General features: G+C 72.4%; 14 protein-coding genes. 6 read left to right on the top strand and 8 right to left on the bottom strand.

Translation table 11 applies throughout. The annotated features are described in order from the left end of the window. Positions 1 to 4: 4 nt before the first annotated feature. The 5 genes from LQ327_RS31815 to LQ327_RS31835 all read right to left on the bottom strand — a co-directional run bounded on the left by LQ327_RS31815 (position 5) and on the right by LQ327_RS31835 (position 6,199). Positions 5 to 1,195, bottom strand: coding sequence for an acyl-CoA dehydrogenase family protein (locus LQ327_RS31815; protein WP_230740469.1), 1,191 nt, complete (start codon positions 1,193 to 1,195; stop codon positions 5 to 7). A 68-nt stretch (positions 1,196 to 1,263) separates the two neighbouring features. Next, on the bottom strand, positions 1,264 to 2,100 hold the full coding sequence (locus tag LQ327_RS31820; RefSeq protein WP_230740472.1) for a 3-hydroxyacyl-CoA dehydrogenase family protein: 837 nt from the start codon (positions 2,098 to 2,100) through the stop codon (positions 1,264 to 1,266). Then, the gene (locus LQ327_RS31825; protein WP_230740474.1) at positions 2,097 to 3,083 is read right to left on the bottom strand and encodes an alpha/beta hydrolase; all 987 of its coding nucleotides are present in this window, start codon (positions 3,081 to 3,083) and stop codon (positions 2,097 to 2,099) included. The genes LQ327_RS31820 and LQ327_RS31825 overlap by 4 nt, the downstream gene beginning before the upstream one ends. Further along, positions 3,080 to 3,901: a nuclear transport factor 2 family protein gene (locus tag LQ327_RS31830; RefSeq protein WP_230740476.1), complete on the bottom strand. Its 822-nt coding sequence runs from the start codon at positions 3,899 to 3,901 to the stop codon at positions 3,080 to 3,082. Before LQ327_RS31830 ends, LQ327_RS31825 begins: the two co-directional genes overlap by 4 nt. A gap of 72 nt (positions 3,902 to 3,973) precedes the next feature. Further along, positions 3,974 to 6,199, bottom strand: coding sequence for a DUF222 domain-containing protein (locus LQ327_RS31835; protein ID WP_230740478.1), 2,226 nt, complete (start codon positions 6,197 to 6,199; stop codon positions 3,974 to 3,976). A gap of 105 nt (positions 6,200 to 6,304) precedes the next feature. Here LQ327_RS31835 and LQ327_RS31840 point away from each other — a divergent pair, with 105 nt between their 5' ends. Beyond that, positions 6,305 to 7,084 carry a crotonase/enoyl-CoA hydratase family protein gene (locus LQ327_RS31840; protein ID WP_230740480.1) on the top strand — a complete coding sequence of 260 codons (780 nt, stop codon included), beginning with the start codon at positions 6,305 to 6,307 and terminating at the stop codon, positions 7,082 to 7,084. A 27-nt stretch (positions 7,085 to 7,111) separates the two neighbouring features. On the opposite strand, the gene LQ327_RS31845 is transcribed toward LQ327_RS31840, so the two are convergent. Further along, positions 7,112 to 8,002, bottom strand: coding sequence for an enoyl-CoA hydratase-related protein (locus LQ327_RS31845; protein WP_230740482.1), 891 nt, complete (start codon positions 8,000 to 8,002; stop codon positions 7,112 to 7,114). 137 nt (positions 8,003 to 8,139) lie between these two features. Here LQ327_RS31845 and LQ327_RS31850 point away from each other — a divergent pair, with 137 nt between their 5' ends. From LQ327_RS31850 to LQ327_RS31860, 3 genes are all read left to right on the top strand, one after another. Further along, the gene (locus LQ327_RS31850; protein WP_308286413.1) at positions 8,140 to 9,750 is read left to right on the top strand and encodes a flavin-containing monooxygenase; all 1,611 of its coding nucleotides are present in this window, start codon (positions 8,140 to 8,142) and stop codon (positions 9,748 to 9,750) included. Further along, positions 9,747 to 11,429 carry a class I adenylate-forming enzyme family protein gene (locus LQ327_RS31855; protein WP_230740484.1) on the top strand — a complete coding sequence of 561 codons (1,683 nt, stop codon included), beginning with the start codon at positions 9,747 to 9,749 and terminating at the stop codon, positions 11,427 to 11,429. The genes LQ327_RS31850 and LQ327_RS31855 overlap by 4 nt, the downstream gene beginning before the upstream one ends. Positions 11,430 to 11,558: 129 nt before the next feature. Further along, positions 11,559 to 12,749, top strand: a complete 1,191-nt coding sequence (locus LQ327_RS31860; RefSeq protein WP_230740714.1) for an LLM class flavin-dependent oxidoreductase — start codon at positions 11,559 to 11,561, stop codon at positions 12,747 to 12,749. 5 nt (positions 12,750 to 12,754) lie between these two features. Here the strand turns inward: LQ327_RS31860 and LQ327_RS31865 are convergent, their stop codons facing one another. Continuing rightward, positions 12,755 to 13,213, bottom strand: a complete 459-nt coding sequence (locus tag LQ327_RS31865; RefSeq protein ID WP_230740486.1) for an SRPBCC family protein — start codon at positions 13,211 to 13,213, stop codon at positions 12,755 to 12,757. Between the two features lie 2 nt (positions 13,214 to 13,215). Next, positions 13,216 to 13,983: a glucose 1-dehydrogenase gene (locus tag LQ327_RS31870; protein WP_230740488.1), complete on the bottom strand. Its 768-nt coding sequence runs from the start codon at positions 13,981 to 13,983 to the stop codon at positions 13,216 to 13,218. Positions 13,984 to 14,052: 69 nt separating this feature from the next. Between LQ327_RS31870 and LQ327_RS31875 the strand changes: the two genes are divergently transcribed. Beyond that, the gene (locus LQ327_RS31875; RefSeq protein ID WP_230740490.1) at positions 14,053 to 14,850 is read left to right on the top strand and encodes an SDR family NAD(P)-dependent oxidoreductase; all 798 of its coding nucleotides are present in this window, start codon (positions 14,053 to 14,055) and stop codon (positions 14,848 to 14,850) included. After that, positions 14,838 to 16,427, top strand: a complete 1,590-nt coding sequence (locus LQ327_RS31880; protein WP_230740491.1) for an AMP-binding protein — start codon at positions 14,838 to 14,840, stop codon at positions 16,425 to 16,427. The genes LQ327_RS31875 and LQ327_RS31880 overlap by 13 nt, the downstream gene beginning before the upstream one ends. Positions 16,428 to 16,447 lie beyond the last annotated feature (20 nt).

Here is a 16,447-nt window from a genome sequence, read left to right on the forward strand (position 1 = left end):
TCTTCTAGTAGCTCTTCGGGAGGCCCAGGTTGTGCTGGGCGACGTGGTTGAGGACCATCTCCCGGCTCACCGGGGCGGTGCGGAACATCCGCGCGGCGAACCACAGGTCGGACAGGCCGTACTCGTTCGACAGCCCGTTCCCGCCGTGGGTCTGGATCGCCTGGTCGACGGCCTTGGCGACCGCCTCCCCCGCCGCGTACTTCGCGACGGTGGACGCGCTGCCGGTGGCCGCCGGGTCGGCTCCCGCGTCGGTGAGCTGGGCGGCGTGCATCGTCATGAGCCGGGCCAGCTGGACCTCGACGAAGCACGCGGCCAGCGGGTGCGCGATGCCCTGGTGCGCGCCGATCGGCGTGGACCACACGCTGCGGTCGGTGGCGTAGCGCGCGGCGCGGGCCAGGGCGTAGCGGGCGATGCCGTTGGCCTGCGCGGCCGCCGTCACGCGCTCCGGGTTGAGGCCGGCGAACACCTGTCGAAGGCCCGCCCCCTCGACCCCGATGAGGTCGTCGCGGGTGACGGCGACGTCGTCGAAGAACGTCGTGAACTGGTTCTCCGGGATCTGCAGCGACGAGTCGATCTGCTGGAAGCTCAAGCCGGGCGCGTCGGTGGGGACGAGGAACATCGAGATCGGGTGGCGTCCCTGCGGGCCGGGCTCGGACCCGCGCGCGACGACGATGACGGCGTCCGCGTCGTCGATGCCCGAGGTCCAGTACTTCTGTCCGCGCAGCCGCCAGGTGTCCGGGCCGTCGGCGTGCGCCGTCGTCGTGATGTTGTGGGTGTTGGTCCCCGCGTCCGGCTCGGTGATGGCGAAGGCGATCCGCTTCGTGCCGTCCGCGATCCCGGCCAGCCAGGTGTCCTTCTGCTCCGGGGTGGCGTGCGCGGTGAGCAGCGAGCCCGCGATGGCCGGCGAGATGACCAGCATGAACATCGGGCAGCCCTGGGCCGCGGTCTCCTCGATGACGATCGCCAGGTCGGTCAGGCCACCGCCCCCGCCGCCGTACTCCTCGGGCAGGTGCACCCCGAGGTAGCCGGCGCGGCCCATCTCGGCCCAGAGCTCGTCGGGCCGCGCGCCGCGGCGGGTCACGTCCTGGAAGTAGCGGCGTCCGTAGCTGCCGACCAGCTTGGCCACGCTCTCGCGCAGGGCCCGGCGCTCGTCGGTGTCGACGAGCAGGTCGTCCCGGACGATTCCGTCGGCCACGTCGCCTCCTGTCGGCCATCAACAGTGATGTTGACGCTAGACCGGGGTGCGGTCGGGCGTCAACGCGTTCACGACCAGTCGTAGAACCCGTGGCCGGTCTTGCGCCCGAGCCGGCCTTCCGCGACGTGTCGTTCGAGGACCGCGGGCGGCGCGTACCGCTCGCCGTACTCGGCTTCGAGGAGCCGGGCGATGTCGAGCCGGACGTCGAGCCCGACCACGTCGGACAGGCGCAGCGGACCGATGGGATGGCCGTAGGCGAGGACGGCGGCGCGATCGATGTCCTCGGCGGTGGCGACGCCCTCCTCGAGCATGCGCATCGCCTCGAAGGCGGCGATGTTGTCGAGCCGGCTGGTCGCGAAGCCGGGGACGTCGGCGACGACGATGGACTCCTTGCCGAGGGTGGTGGCGTGCTGTTGGGCTGTTGCCAGCGCCTTGTCGCTGGTCACGGCGCCGCGGACGATCTCGACGAGCGGCAGCGACCAGACCGGGTTGAAGAAGTGCATGCCGAGGAAGTCCTGCGGCCTGCTCAGGCCTGCCGCGAGCGAGTCGACGGAGATCGAGCTGGTGTTGGTGGCGAGCAGCCGTGGTGACCGTGCCTCGGCCTTCGTCAGCACCTCGGTCTTGAGGGCGGGGATCTCCGGGACGGACTCGATGACGAGCTCGAGGCCTTCGTCGAGCGCTTTCACCTCCCCGACGACCTGGAGGTGGCCGGGCATCCCATCAGCCACCGCCTGCTCGACCCGGCCCTTCGCCACTCCCGTGCGGGCACGGGCGACGAGGCCGTCGATCAGCGCCGCGGCTCGGTCCTGGTCGGGTTCGACAACGGTGGTGTCGATCCCGGCGGCCGCGAAGACGTAGGCGATCCCCTGGCCCATGGTGCCGCCGCCGATGACCGCGATGCTCATGTGCTCGCGGCCTTGAGTTCGCCGGCGATCCAGGCGATCAGCTCGGCGGTCTGTGCGAGCTCACCGCCCATCCCGAGGAATCCGTGGATCATCTCGGGCCACTCCCGGAGGTGGACGTCGATACCCGCGTCGCGCAGCCGCTCGGCGTAGGCCATGCCCTCGTCGCGCAGCGGGTCGAAGCCGGCCACCGCGATCGAGGTCGGCGCGAGGCCGTCGAGGTCTTCGGTGAAGAGTGGGGCGGCGTCGGGCGGGACGGGGGCGACGGGGTCGCGGCCGTCGAGGTAGTGGCGCCAGAACCAGGCCATGTCCTGTGCGGTGAGCATGTAGCCCTGGGCGAAGTGGGAGTGCGAGGGGTGCTTCTCGGGGTCGGGCGGCGCGAGCGCGGGGTAGACGAGCAGTTGGCGCTGGAGGTCGAGGCGCCCGCGGAGTCGTCGAGCCGCCGCGGCTGCGAGGTTCCCGCCTGCGCTGTCCCCGGCGATGGTCAGGTGGGTGGCGTCCGCGCCCAGGTCCGCGGCGTGCTCCGCGAGCCAGGTCGTGGCGGCGACGGCATCGTCGAGGGGCCCGGGGAACGGCGTCTCCGGCGGGCGTCGGTACTCGACGGAGACGACGACCGTGCCCGACTCCTTCGCGATCGCCCGACACGGCCGATCCGCGTATGCGACGCTGCCGGCCACCCACCCGCCGCCGTGGAACCAGACCGTCAACGGCAGCGTCGTGCCCGGATCGGGGTGGTAGACGCGCGCCGGCACGCGGCCGTCTCCGCCGGCGACGAGCACGTCCCGGGTGCTCACTCCCTCGAGCTTGTCGCCCTGCATCCAGCGGGACGACTCCACCGCGTGCCGCGCCCGGAGCACGCCGATCTCGTCGTAGGGGCGCATGCCCAGCTCGATGAGGCGGCGCAGCAGGTCAGCGGCTTCGGGGGCGAGTGCGGGCGCGGCGCCGTCCTTTGCGGCAGCGGTACCCGTCGCATCGGCTCGTGTCATGCCCCGGCTCCTGTTCCGTCGGTCAGCGCCCGGCGGAGCCCGAGGCGGTCCCGCACGACATGGCCGTTGATCGCTCCGTCGGCGCCCACCTCGACGAGCCCGACGATCCGCAGCTCCGCGGACGTCCCCGGCGCCGCCTCGACGTCGGGCAGGCCGCCGCGGTAGCGACCGCGCTGTACGGCGTGGAACGCGACCCGTCGTCCGGCCGCGAACACCGCGTCCGTGGTGCAGCCGTCGACGTCGAGCAGCATTGTGCTCGGAGCGTCGGCGCAGGCGTCGTCGTGGACGATCCCCGGCTCCTCGCCGGTCGGTCCTCCGCCGTCGACCCAGGTGCGGACGAGCTTCTCCGCCTCCGGATCGGCGGGCGTGGGCGGCTCGGTCCAGGGCGCGACCATCGGCGGATCGACCGGATCCGGCTCGCCGGCCAGCAGCTGGCGACGCCGCCCGAGATAGTCCTCCTCGCAGTCGTTGTCGACGAGCACCCCGCCGTGCGAGCTGAAGAGACCGATCCCCCGCCACGCGGCGGCGCCTCCCCGTGCGGACGCCCCGTGCTCGGTGAACCGCAGGGCGGCCCGACCGTCATCGGAGTAGATCGCGTCGTGCACGGTGATCGTCAGGCCGGGAAAGCGGGCGAGTTGCTCGGACGTGGTCTCGACGTACGCGTCGCGGTTCTCGAGGACATAACCGCCGATGCGGATCGTGTAGCCCGGCGCCATGATCTCGCGCGGCACCGCGGGGTCCGCGCGGTCGAGCCAGTCGACGGCGAACCGCCGCATCAGCGCGCCCAGGGGGTGGATCTCCACCCGTGTGCCGCTCACGTCGAGCCTCCTCGCCGTCGCTCCGGTCAACTGCAGTGTTGACCAGCCTCGGATCGGTGTCCAGATGGTGGCTCACCACGGCGGCTCCTCGGGGTAGCGCCGGTCCGTCTCGGATGCCTCATGGCCGGCCTTTCTGGCGGCACGGCGTTCGAAGTCGTCCGCGGTCCGGCGGGCGGCCTGGGTGATGTAGCCGTGGCGGTTGCGTTTGGGGGTGTACGGGTCGGGGGTGCGTGGGGCGGGGCTGTAGAGGTCGGCGGGCAGGGTGAACGGGCTGCCGTCGGTCGGGACCAGTGGGTCGGGGAGTGGGTCGTAGGGCTCCGGGGTTTTGGTGTGGTGGGTGCCGGTCGGGCTGGTCCAGATGAACACGCCTGGTTCGGGTTGTTCGAGGGTCCAGCCGGAGTCGGGGTCGTGTTTGAACAGGTGGTCGGCTTGGCAGAGCGGGCCGAGGTCGTCGGCGGTGCTCTGGCCGCCGTCGTCCCAGGCCAGGGTGTGGTCGAGGTCGGCGCCAACGGCCTGGCTGTTGCAGCCGATGCCGCGGCAGGTCCGGTCGCGGGCGATGACCCAGCGGGCCAGTTCGGCGCCGGGGCGGCGGCGGTGGGCGGCGGCGGTGGTGACCGCCGGGTGCTGCTCGGGTGGGCGGGCGCGGCCTGCGGTTAGCGCGCGGACCGTTCGGTCGAGCAGGGTGATCGCGTCCGTGCCGATGAGCCCGCCGACCCCGACACCGTCGAGTCCGCGGCCGGCGGTGAGGTCGTCGAGTTCGTCGGTGTGGGCGGTCAGTTCGACGACGTGGCGTCGTCGCCGGCCGCCTGCTCCTGGGGGCCCGCAGGAGGGTGGGCGGACGGTCAGCAGCCATTCGAGGGCGCCGTCGGTGTCGTGGAGGTGGACCCGCCAGGTGGTGTCGGTGCGGTCCCAGGCCAACTGCCGGGCGGTGGAGCAGCACACCGAGCCGTGGCCGGTGATCTCGCCGGGGCGACGGTCCAGGCCCAGCACGGTGCGCAGCCCGAGCCGGATCGCGGTCCGGGCCCGGAACGGCACCGCCCGCGGCGCTGATCCGCCGGCGCCGTCAACTGGGGCCGCGTCGTCAAGATCGCTCTCGTCAGCGGGGCAGGGATCGTCGGGGCCGCCGCTTGCGGCGTCGTCGTCGGGTGGTCGTCCGTCGGGTGCGGGCTCGCCGGGGTCGGGCTCGCCGCCGGGACGGTCACCGTCCTCGCCGGCGGCGTCGGAGTCATCTCCGAGCCGGGCGTCGGTTCCGTCGTCAATAGGGTCGCCGCCGGACCGGTCGCCGCCGGGACCCTCGTCAGGTGCGGCGCCGCCGCCCTCGGGCCCCGGGCCGCCGTCCGGAGTGCCAGGAGCAGGGCCGCCGTCAGGGCCGGACTCGGGGCCGGGCTCGGGGTCGGGGCCGCTGTCGTCGGACCCGGTGCCGGGGTCGGTGAAGCGGGCCAGCACGAGTTCGATGACGTCGGCGTCCCACAGCCCGGCGCCGTCCGGGCCGGTCAGCACCAACAACACCTCGGTCTGGATCGGACCCTGCGGCGCCTCCCGCCCCACCGCCCGCAGCCGGCCATGCACCACATCGCCGAGCGCCACGATCCGGTCGTAGGCGTCCTGCGCCGGCTCCGGCGGCAAATCCACCCCCGACAGCTCCGCCGACCCCGACGGCGCCGCCCGCAACGACACCCGCCGCCGCGCGATCGCCGCCGCCTTACGCGCCTCGGCCCACCCCGGATCGACCGCCGCCGCGGTCGCCTCCACACGCGCCCGCAACTGGGCATGGGTCAACGTCGGAGCCCGACCCAGCAGCCGCTCGACCACCAGCCGGGCCTGCGCGTCATCCAGGTCAGCCACGGTCCCCACGAAGATCGACGCCTTGTCCTGCTCGAGCCAGCCCTCCCGCATCGCCTCCCCCAGCGCGGGCAACCGGACGAGGATCTGACGCGCGAACTCGATCCGCGCCGCCCCCAACTGCTCCGACCAGCCCAGCACGCCGGCCGGGATCTTCCCCGGCCGCGACCGCTGCGCGACCCGCTCGGTGGTGTCCGCCGCGGCCCGCCAGGCCTCCCAGATCCACCGCCAGCGCCGCCAGGTGACGTGGTTCTCCGCTCGGAACGCCGCCGCCAGCCCGGCCTCGGTCCACTGCCCCGGCGCCTCGGCCGGATCCATCGCGAGCAGCCACTGCTGCGGCAGTTCCTCCTGGAAGGCGGCGGTCTCCAGCGAGAACGCGTCCTCCGGCGGGCAGTCGTCGTCAGGCCAGGTGTGTTCACCACCAGGCCCGACCGGAATGCCCACCATCACTGCCATGCTTCGCACACTAGTTCGAGGGTCTGACACTCACGCCCGGGTCGCCGTCGACGGCCCGGCCCACGACACTGGCGTGGTGCCTCAACCGGCGACGGGAGATCGGGAATGACCACGGGCGCGGACGCCTCCCCGGTGCGGATCGACCGGCCGGGACACGGGGTTCTCGTCATCACTCTGGACCGGCCGTCGAAGCGCAACGCCGTCGACGGCCGCACCAGCCGGGCGCTCGCCGCCGCGCTCGACGACCTCGACGGCGACCCCGACCTCGCCGTCGGCGTCCTCACCGGCGCCGGCGGGACGTTCTGCGCCGGCATGGACCTCGCTGCCTTCCTCGACGGCGACGCTCCGGAGGTCCCGGGCCGCGGCTTCGGGGGCCTCACCGAGGCGCCGCCGTCCAAGCCGCTCGTCGCCGCCGTCGAGGGTTATGCGCTGGCCGGAGGATGCGAGCTCGTCCTCGCGTGCGATCTCGTGGTGGCGGCCGAGGACGCCACGTTCGGCCTGCCCGAGGTCGGGCTCGGCCTGATCGCGGGGTCGGGCGGCCTCCTGCGACTCCCCCACCGCATCCCCCGCGCGAAGGCAGCCGAGCTGGCCCTCACCGGTGACCGGTTCACCGCCACCGACGCCCACGGCTGGGGCCTGGTCAACCGCCTCGTCGCCCCCGGAACGGCTCAGGACGCCGCCGTCGAGCTCGCCACCCGGATCGCCCGCAACGCACCGCTCGCCCTCGCGGCGACCAAGCGGCTGCTCGCGGCCTCCGACCTGCCCCCCGACGAGGCCTGGGCGCGCCAGCGGACCGAGCTCCACGCCATCAAGGCCACCGCCGACGCACAGGAGGGCGCGCGAGCCTTCGCGGAGAAACGCCTGCCCCGCTGGACGGCGACCTGACGGTCGCCTCCAAACGGCGACGCCGAGCTACTTCTTCCCCGCCTGATAGGCCTCCCAGTAGGTGCGGTGCTCCTTGAACGGCGCGTCGCGGTCCTCCACCGCGGCCCGTACCCCGGAGGCCCGCTGGATCCGCTCGAAGTCCTGCATGGCGGGCCCGGCGATCGCCATGGCGTCGGCGTCGTTCGCGGCCGCGATCGCCGAGGTGATGCCCATGGCGTCCCACCAGCGGTTGGTCGACTCCTTGTGCGCGTAGATCATCTCGAGCGGCACGTTCGCGACCCGCTCGGCGTACGCGTAGGCGACGTCCTCGACCTCGTCCGCCGGCACCGCGCGGTTGGCCAGGCCGAACTCGGCGGCCTCGATCCCGGTCATCTCGTCGCCGGTGAAGAGCCACTCCTTGGTCTTGCGCATCCCGAGGTGCACCGGCCACATGCCGAACATGTGGATCTCGCCCATGGTGCGGGCCTCGGGCTGGCCGAAGCGGGCATCCTCCGCGGCGAACACGATGTCGAGCACCCCGGCGAGATCGAGACCGCCCGCGACGCAGGCCCCGCGCACGACCCCGATGGTCGCCTGCCGGATGCGCCAGAGCCGCATCCAGCGCTCGCGCGATTCGTGGAACTCACGACGGGAGAAGATCGGCGCCCGACGGTGCGGCCGTGCGTCCTCGGGGCGGCTCGGCGTCTCGGCGGTGCCCCAGAGGTAGGCCCACTCCGTGAGGTCGTACCCGGTACAGAAGTTCTTCCCGTTGGACTTCACGACGAGTACGCGGGTGTCGTCGTCCGAGTCGAGATCGTCGAGCACGACGTCCATCTCGTCGCGCAGCGCGCGGCACAGCGCGTTGCCCCGGTTCGGACGGTTGAGCGTGAGGGTCGCGATCCGACCCTCCTTCTCGTAGATCAGGTGCTCGAAGTCCACGTCCCACTCCTTCGTCGGGTGCCGTGCCGCTCACCGGCCAACCTAGGCAGCACCCCCGACACCGTCAACAGAGGCGTTGACGCTGTCAGGGGGTCGTCCTAACCTCCGGAAGCACCTGGAACCGGAGGAGGACGATCGTGCGACAGGTCGACATGGTCGTGGTCGGGGCGGGCTTCGCCGGGCTCCGGACGCTGCACACCTTCCGCGAGCGCGGCCTCGACGTCGCGGTGATCGAGGCGAACGCCGGGCTCGGCGGGGTCTGGTACGTCAACCGCTACCCGGGCGCGCGCTGCGACGTGGAGAGCTACGACTACTCCCTCTCGTTCGACCCCGATCTCGAGCAGGAGTGGCGCTGGAGCGAGCGCTACGCCACCCAGCCGGAGATCCTGCGTTACGTCGAGCACGTGGCCGACCGGTTCGACCTGCGCCGCGACGTCCACCTCGACACCCGGATGACCCGCTCCACCTACGACGAGCAGGCCCACCGCTGGCACGTCGAGACCGACGACGGCGACTGGTCCGCCCGCTACCTCGTCATGGCCACCGGCCAGCTCTCGGTCACCAAGCAGCCGCAGCTCCAGGGCCAGGAGGACTTCCGCGGCCGCATCCTGCACACCGGCGCGTGGCCGCACGAGCACGTCGACATGACGGGGAGACGGGTCGGCGTCATCGGCACCGGCTCGTCGGGGACGCAGCTCGTCCCGGTGCTCGCCGAGCAGGCCTCGCACCTCACGGTCTTCCAGCGCACCCCGAACTACTCGATCCCGGCCAACAACGCCCCGATCACCGACGAGCAGGACGCCGAGGTCAAGGCCACCTACCCGGAGCGGCGTGAACGGGCGCGCCGGTCCCCGAGCGGGCTCGGCTTCAAGCCCAACAAGCAATCCGCGCGAGAGGTGGCAGAAGACGACCGCCGCGCCCTCTACGAGCAGCAGTGGACGACGGCGGGGTTCGGCTTCCTGCTCGCCTACTACGACCTCATGCTCGACGAGCGCGCGAACGACACCGCAGCCGACTTCATCCGCGCGAAGATCGCCGAGAAGGTCGACGACCCGACGACGGCGGAGCGGCTGATGCCGCGCGGCTACCCCTTCGGCGCCAAGCGCCCGCCGGTCGACTCCGGCTACTTCGAGACCTTCAACCGCGACGACGTCGACCTCGTCGACATGCGCGAGACCCCGCTCGAGCGGATCACCGAGCACGGGATCCGTACGACGGCGGGTGAGGTCGAGCTGGACACGATCGTCTTCGCCACCGGCTTCGACGCCATGACCGGCGCGCTGCTCAAGCCCGAGATCGTCGGACGGGACGGGCTGACGCTGCGCGAGCACTGGAACGCCGGCCCGCGCACGTACCTCGGGGTCGGGGTCGCCGGGTTCCCCAACCTGTTCGTCATCGCCGGGCCCGGCAGTCCGTCACTGCTGTCCAACGTGCTGCTCTCCATCGAGGCCCACGTCGACTGGATCGCCGGCCTACTCGACCACGCGGCAGAGCAGGGTGCCGACGAGGTCGAGGCCTCGGGGCAGGCCGAGGCCGACTGGGTCGCGCACGTCAACGAGCGCGCCGAGGCCACCCTGTACCCGAGGGCCGCCTCCTATTACATGGGCGCCGAGGTGCCCGGCAAGCCGCAGGTGTTCATGCCCTACGTCGGCGGGGTGCGCGGGTATCGGCGCGTCCTCGAGAAGGTCGTCGCCGACGACTACGACGGGTTCCGCTTCACCGGTGCCCGCGAAGCGGTGGCGTCGTGACCACCCACCGGCTGTCCGCGGCAGAGCGTCGCGGCGCCATCGAGAAGCGCTTCCCGACGTGGACCCCGCGCACCCTGGCAGGCGCGCTCGACGCCGCGTGCGAGGAGTTCGCCGACCGACCCTTCGTCGTCACCGAGGCCGGGACCTGGACCTACGCACAGATGCGCGACTGGTCGAACCGGCTCGCGGGCGGGCTCGCCGCGCTCGGCGTGGGCCACGGCGACCACGTGGCCGTCGTGCTCGCGAACTACGCCGAGTTCGTCGCGGTGCGCTACGCGATCGCGCGCCTCGGCGCGGTGACGGTGCCGATCAACGTCGCCAACCGCACCGCCGAGCTCGGGTTCATCGTCCGGCGTTCCGACGCGTCGGTGCTGATCACGATGGACGGCTTCCGCGGCCTCGACTACCTGGCGATGCTCGACGACCTGGGCGAGGACGCCTTCCCGGCCCTGCGTCACGTCGTCGTACACCCCACGGGGCCGGGCGAACCGAGAACCGGCGTCCGCACCCTGGCCGACCTCAGCGACACCGCACCGATCACCCACCCGGCCGGCCACCCCGACGACGTCGCCGACGTCCTGTTCACCTCCGGCACCACCGGCGAGCCCAAGGGCGTCCAGCTCACCCACGACATGCTGCTGCGCACCGCGTACGGCTCCACCTGGGGCCGCGCGTACACCGACGCCCACCGCGTGGTGTTCTCGCTGCCGCTCTTCCACGTGTACGGCTACGTCGAAGGGCTCCTGACGGTGCCGTTCGTCGGCGGCTGCATCGTCACGCGCCTGACCTTCGACCCCGCGACGATCCTCGACGCGATCACCGACCACCGGGCCGACGACGCCCTGATGATCCCGACGATGACCGCCGAGCTGATCCGGGTCCAGCGCGCCGAGCCGCGTGACCTGTCGTCGCTCACGCACCTCTACTCCTCGGGCGGGGTCTCGCCGCACGGCATCTGGCCCGAGATCGACGAGGTCCTCTCCCCCGGCGAGGTCGTCACCGGCTACGGGATGAGCGAGACGACGGCGTCCACAACGTGCACCTGGCCGGAGGACCCGCCGGAGCGACGGGCCACCACGAACGGCCGGATGAAGCGCGCCGGGGTGGCCGGCGACCCGGACCTCGACGGCCGCCTCGTCGTCTACAAGGTGATCGACACCGCCACAGGGTCCGATCTACCGCATGGTGAGGTCGGCGAGCTCGTCTGCCACGGCCCCGGCGTCACCGCCGGCTACTACCGCAACCCCGAGGCGACGGCGGCCGCGTTCACCTCGGACGGCTGGCTGAAGACGGGTGACCTGGGGATCCTCGACGCGGACGAGTACCTCCACCTGGTCGGGCGCACCAAGGACAGCTACCGGTGCGGCGGGGAGCAGGTCGTCCCCGGTGACGTCGAGACGGTGCTGGCCCGGCACCCGAGCGTGCACCAGGCCTTCGTCGTGCCCGTGCCCGACGAGCGCCGGGGCGAGGTCGGCTGGGCCTGGGTGGTGCCGCGCGAGAACCACACCGTCGACACCGACGAGCTCGTCGCCTGGTGCACCGAGCACCTCGCGCGGTTCAAGGTCCCCCGCCACGTCGAGGAGATCGACGTCGCGGACGTCCCGCTCACCGCGTCCGGTCGCGCCCGCAAGTTCCTGCTGGCCGAGCGGGCCGAGAACGCGCTGCGCGAGCGCGCCTGACCCCGAACAGCTCCGGGACTTCTTCCTCGGACGACCGTCAACGAGTATGTTGACGGACGTAGTGATCGGCGTCACACATTCGATCACCAGCCGACCGTCCCGGCCGATGAAGGAGTCCCCGTGTCCCGCATGCGCTTCGGCATCTTCCTGCCGCCCCACCACGTCCCCGTCGGCCAGAACCCGACGTACTCGCTGCAGCGGGACCTCGATCTCGTGGTCCGCCTCGACGAGATGGGGTTCGACGAGGCCTGGTTCGGCGAGCACCACTCGTGCGGGGTCGAGCTCATCGGGGACCCGATGCTGTTCATCGCCCACGCGGCGCAGGTGACCAAGCACATCAAGCTGGGCACCGGAGTGCTCTCGCTGCCGTACCACAACCCCTTCCTGGTGGCCGACCGCCTGATCCTGCTGGACCACCTCACCCGCGGCCGCGCGATGCTCGGCGTCGGGCCCGGAGCGCTGGCCACCGACGCGCAGATGTTCGGCCTCGACCCGGCCGATGCCCGGGCAGCGCTCGAGACCGACGTCGACGTGCTCATGCACCTGCTGACCAGCGACGAGCCGATCTCCATCGACACCGGCCGCTACAAGCTGGTCGAGGCGCGGCTGCAGATGGACGCGTACTCCGACCCGCATCCCGAGATCGCGACCGCTGCGATCGTCTCGCCGTCGGGTCCGCGGCTGGTGGGCAAGCACGGGCTCGGCATGATCTCCATCGGCGCGACCATGAGCGCCGCCGGCTTCGACGCGCTGGCCCTGCACTGGGACGTCGTCCAGGAGCGGGCCACCGAGTTCGGGACCGACCCGAGCCGCGACGGCTGGCGCCTGGTCGGGCCGATGCACATCGCCGACACCAAGGACCAGGCGATCAAGGACGTCGAGTACGGCATCAACGAGTGGTTCGACTACCTCCAGCACACCGCGGCGGCCCCGCAGCTGGGCGTCCAGGGTGAGAACACGAAGGAGCGCATCGAGTTCGTCATCGAGAGCGGGATGGGCGTCATCGGCACCGTCTCCGACGCGATCACTCAGATCGAGCGCCTGGAGGAGCAGTCGAAGGGCGGGTTCGGCTCCTACCTGATGTTCGCCCACAACTGGGCGCCCTGGGAGGCGACGCTGCACCACTACCACCTGTTCGCCAACCACGTGATGCCGATCTTCAAGAAGACCGACCGGCGACTGCTGGCGAACGAGGCCTGGACGCGCAGCGTGCGCGACCCGCTGGCCGCCAAGCAGTGGGACGCGATCAACGCCTGGACGGCGAAGCACCAGGCCGAGCGGGAGGCCAAGCAGGGCAGCGCTCCGTCAGCCCAGGCGTGACCCCGTCAGGCCTGCTCGGCCAGCCCCGCGAGCCGCTCCAGCGTCGCGGCGAGCCCGTCCGCGTCGACGATGGGCAGATAGGGCAGGAGCCGCTCCATCGTCACGCCGGACCAGTCGTAGACGTGGGTGACCCGGGTGCTGCCGCCGCCGTTGCACGGCTCCAGCCGGTAGCCCCAGACCTGGCCACCCCGGTCGCCCCCCGGGGTGGCCGGGGCCCAGGCGATCTCGCGGTCGGGTTCGAACGCGACGACGTGGTTCTCGACGGCGTAGTCGCCCATGTCCTCGCCGTGCATGTCCATGACGAAGACGTCGCCCACGGCACCCACCGGTCGATGGGTCCGCGAGCCCCGGACCGTCCCGGACGCGTCGAGGTCCGGGTGCCGGTCGGGGGTCGCGAGCAGGGTGAAGACCTGGTCGGGCCGGATGTCGACGACCCGCGTGGCCTGGAGTCGCTTCTCGCCCATCCCTAGTGCGCCGCCCAGATTCCGCCGTCGACGGGCAGGACCGCACCGGTGACGTAGCCGCTCGCGCGGGAGGCGAGGAAGACCGCCGCGCCCGCCATGTCGTCGGGCTGCCCGATGCGTCCCAGCACCGAGCTCCGAGCGATCTCGTCGCCCCGCTCGGCCAGCGTCGCGGCCATCATCTTCGACTCGAACGGGCCCGGCGCGATCGCGTTCACGCGCACGTTCCGCGGTCCCAGCTCGGCGGCCAGCACGCGGGTCAGCTGGTGCACGCCGGCCTTCGACGCCGAGTAGGAGTAGGTCGGCAGCGGGGTCACTCGCAGCCCGTCGATGCTCCCGACGTTGATCACGCTCGCCGTGTCGTCCGCGGCGGCCGACGCCTCGAGCAGCGGCATGAACGCCCGGGTCAGGTAGAACGGCGCCTTGAGGTTGAGGTCGACCACCTTGTCCCACGCCGAGGCCGGGAACTCCTCGAACGGCGCACCCCACGTCGCACCGGCGTTGTTGACCAGCACGTGGACCCGTTCCTCGCGCGCCGAGACCTCCCCCGCGAGCCGCGAGCACTCCTCCTCGGTCGACACGTCGGCCGGGATGGACACCACGGTCCCGTGCGACGACAGCTCCGCGACGGCGTCGTCGCCGGCCGCCGCCTTGCGCGAGCTGATGTAGACGCGCGCCCCGGCGTCGAGCAGCCCGCGGGCGATCATCAGGCCGATCCCGCGCGTGCCGCCGGTGACCACCGCGACCTTGCCGGTCAGGTCGAAGAGCTGCACAGGTTCTTCCTCCTCGTCGAGTCAACGCCGATGTTGATGCTACGTCGGTCAAGGAGCAGTATCGCGGCCATGACGAGCACCGAGGCCGAGGCACCCCGAGGCGGGACACTGCTCCAGGACGGCGTCGCCGTCGTCACCGGCGGCGCGAGCGGCATCGGGCGCGCGATCTGCGAACGGTTCGCCCTCGCCGGGGCCCGTGCGGTCGTGGTGGCCGACCGACAGGCCGAACCCCGCGAGGGCGGCGCCTCGACCGTGGAGCTGGTGCGTCAGGCCGGCGCCGAGGCCGTCTTCGTCGAGACCGACGTGCGGGACCCCGCCCAGGCCGAGCGAGCCGTCGCGGCCGCCGACGACTTCGGCGGGATCGACGTCCTCGTCACCGCCGCGGGCATCGCGCGGCGCGGCTCGACGCTCGAGGTCTCCGAAGCCGACTACGACGCGGTCATGGACGTCAACGCCAAGGGCACCTTCTTCGCCGCCCAGGCGGCGGTCCGGAGGATGCGCGGCACCGGCAGCGGGTCGCTCGTGCTGATCTCCTCGACCGGCGGGATCAAGGGCAACTCCGACATCGCGGTCTACACGATGTCCAAGGGCGCGGTCCGGCTGCTCGCGTACTCGCTGGCCGCCGAGTTCGGCGCCGACGGCGTCCGGGTCAACGCCCTGCACCCGGGGCTCACCGAGACCGAGATGACCCGGACCGACCTCGGCCGCGTCGACACCGGCTCGGTCAGCCAGAGCCGCATCCCGCTCGGCCGGACCGGGCAGCCGGGCGACATCGCCGACGCCGCGGTCTTCCTCGCGAGCCCGATGTCCGCGTTCGTGCACGGCTCGTCGCTGGTGGTGGACGGCGGGTCGACGTGGGCGTCCTGACGTTCCCGGCGATCGACCAGGCCGTCGCCGCCCGGTGGCGGGCGAGCGGGCACTGGCCCGGCCGGCTGCTCGACGACTACCTCGACGAGGCCGTGGCCCGGACCCCGCACCGACCCGCCGTCGTCGACGGCGCCACGACCCTCACCTACGCCGAGCTCGCCGACCGCGTCGGCGCCGCGACCGCCGGATTCCGCGCGCTCGGGGTGACCCGCGGCGACGTCGTGTCGATCCAGCTCCCCAACTGGTGGGAGGCCCTCGTCGCGCACCTGGCGGTGATCCGGCTCGGCGCGGTGTCGAACCCGCTGATGCCGATCCTGCGCGAGCGGGAGATGCGGTTCGCGCTGGCCACCGCCCGGTCGCGGGTCCTCGTCGTGCCGGGGACGTTCCGCGGGTTCGACCACGCCGCGCTCGGCACCCGGCTGCGGGCGGACCTGCCCGACCTGGAGCACGTCGTCGTGGTGCGCGGCTCCGGGGAGACGACCTTCGACGACCTCGACGGGCCCGATCGCAGCGCCGTCGAGAACCGCGAGCCCACCGACCCCGCCGTGCTGCTCTACACCTCGGGCACCGAGTCGGACCCGAAGGGCGCGGTGCACTGCCACGAGACGCTCGCGACCGAGGACGCCAGCATGATCGCCCACTTCGGACTGACCGGCGATGACGTGGTGTGGATGCCGTCGCCGGTCGCGCACGTCACCGGAGTCCTCTACGGCTTCCACCTCGCGACGATGCTCGCGACCACCGTCGTCTACCAGGACGTCTGGGACCCGGGCGCCGCGCTGGCGCTGATCGAGGCCCGGCGCTGCAGCGTCACCGTCGCCGCCACGCCGTTCCTGCACGGGATCGTCCACCACCCCGAGCGCGACGCCCACGACGTCAGCTCCCTGCGCGTCTTCGCCTGCGGCGGCGCCGACGTGCCACCCGGGCTGGTCCTCGACGCGACGGCAGCGCTGGACTGCCTCGTCGTCCGCGTCTACGGCTCCACCGAGATCCCGACGGCGACGGCGGGGCATGCGTCGGACCCGGCGGAGCTGCGCGCGGGCACCGATGGCCGGCCGATCGGCGCGGCCGAGCTGCGGGTGGTCGATCCCGACGACGGCCGCGACCTGCCGTCGGGAAGTCCGGGGCTGCTGCTCGCCCGCGGGCCGGAGATGTTCGCGGGCTACCTCGGGCGGCCGCGACCGTTCGACGAGGCGGGCTGGTTCCCGACGGGCGACCTCGGTTCCGTCGACGACGACGGGTTCCTGACGGTGACCGGGCGCAGCAAGGACATCATCCTGCGCGGCGGGGAGAACCTGTCGGCCAAAGCGATCGAGGACCTGCTCTACGCCCATCCCGGTGTCGCGGACGTCGCCGTCGTCGCGGTGCCGGACCCGGTGCTGACCGAGCGCGCGTGCGCCGTCGTCGTGCCCCGGCCCGGGGCGGAGGTCACGCTCGAGTCCCTGGGCGCGTTCCTGGGTGAGCAAGGGGTCGCGCGGCAGAAGTGCCCCGAGCGCCTGGAGGTCGTGGCCGAGCTGCCGCGCACCCCGACCGGGAAGGTGCAGAAGTTCAAGCTGCGGGCCGACCTCGTGTCGTGACCCCCGGACGGCAGCCCCGT

Origin of the sequence: Actinomycetospora endophytica, assembly GCF_021026375.1 — a bacterium.
Lineage (GTDB): Bacteria > Actinomycetota > Actinomycetes > Mycobacteriales > Pseudonocardiaceae > Actinomycetospora > Actinomycetospora endophytica.

Excerpts from the sequence above, each read along its gene's own strand:
- LQ327_RS31820 (WP_230740472.1), bottom strand. The coding sequence starts at position 2,100 with ATGAGCATCGCGGTCATCGGCGGCGGCACCATGGGCCAGGGGATCGCC.
- LQ327_RS31825 (WP_230740474.1), bottom strand. The coding sequence starts at position 3,083 with ATGACACGAGCCGATGCGACGGGTACCGCTGCCGCAAAGGACGGCGCC.
- LQ327_RS31835 (WP_230740478.1), bottom strand. The coding sequence starts at position 6,199 with ATGGCAGTGATGGTGGGCATTCCGGTCGGGCCTGGTGGTGAACACACC.
- LQ327_RS31840 (WP_230740480.1), top strand. The coding sequence starts at position 6,305 with ATGACCACGGGCGCGGACGCCTCCCCGGTGCGGATCGACCGGCCGGGA.
- LQ327_RS31860 (WP_230740714.1), top strand. The coding sequence starts at position 11,559 with ATGCGCTTCGGCATCTTCCTGCCGCCCCACCACGTCCCCGTCGGCCAG.
- LQ327_RS31865 (WP_230740486.1), bottom strand. The coding sequence starts at position 13,213 with ATGGGCGAGAAGCGACTCCAGGCCACGCGGGTCGTCGACATCCGGCCC.
- LQ327_RS31875 (WP_230740490.1), top strand. The coding sequence starts at position 14,053 with ATGACGAGCACCGAGGCCGAGGCACCCCGAGGCGGGACACTGCTCCAG.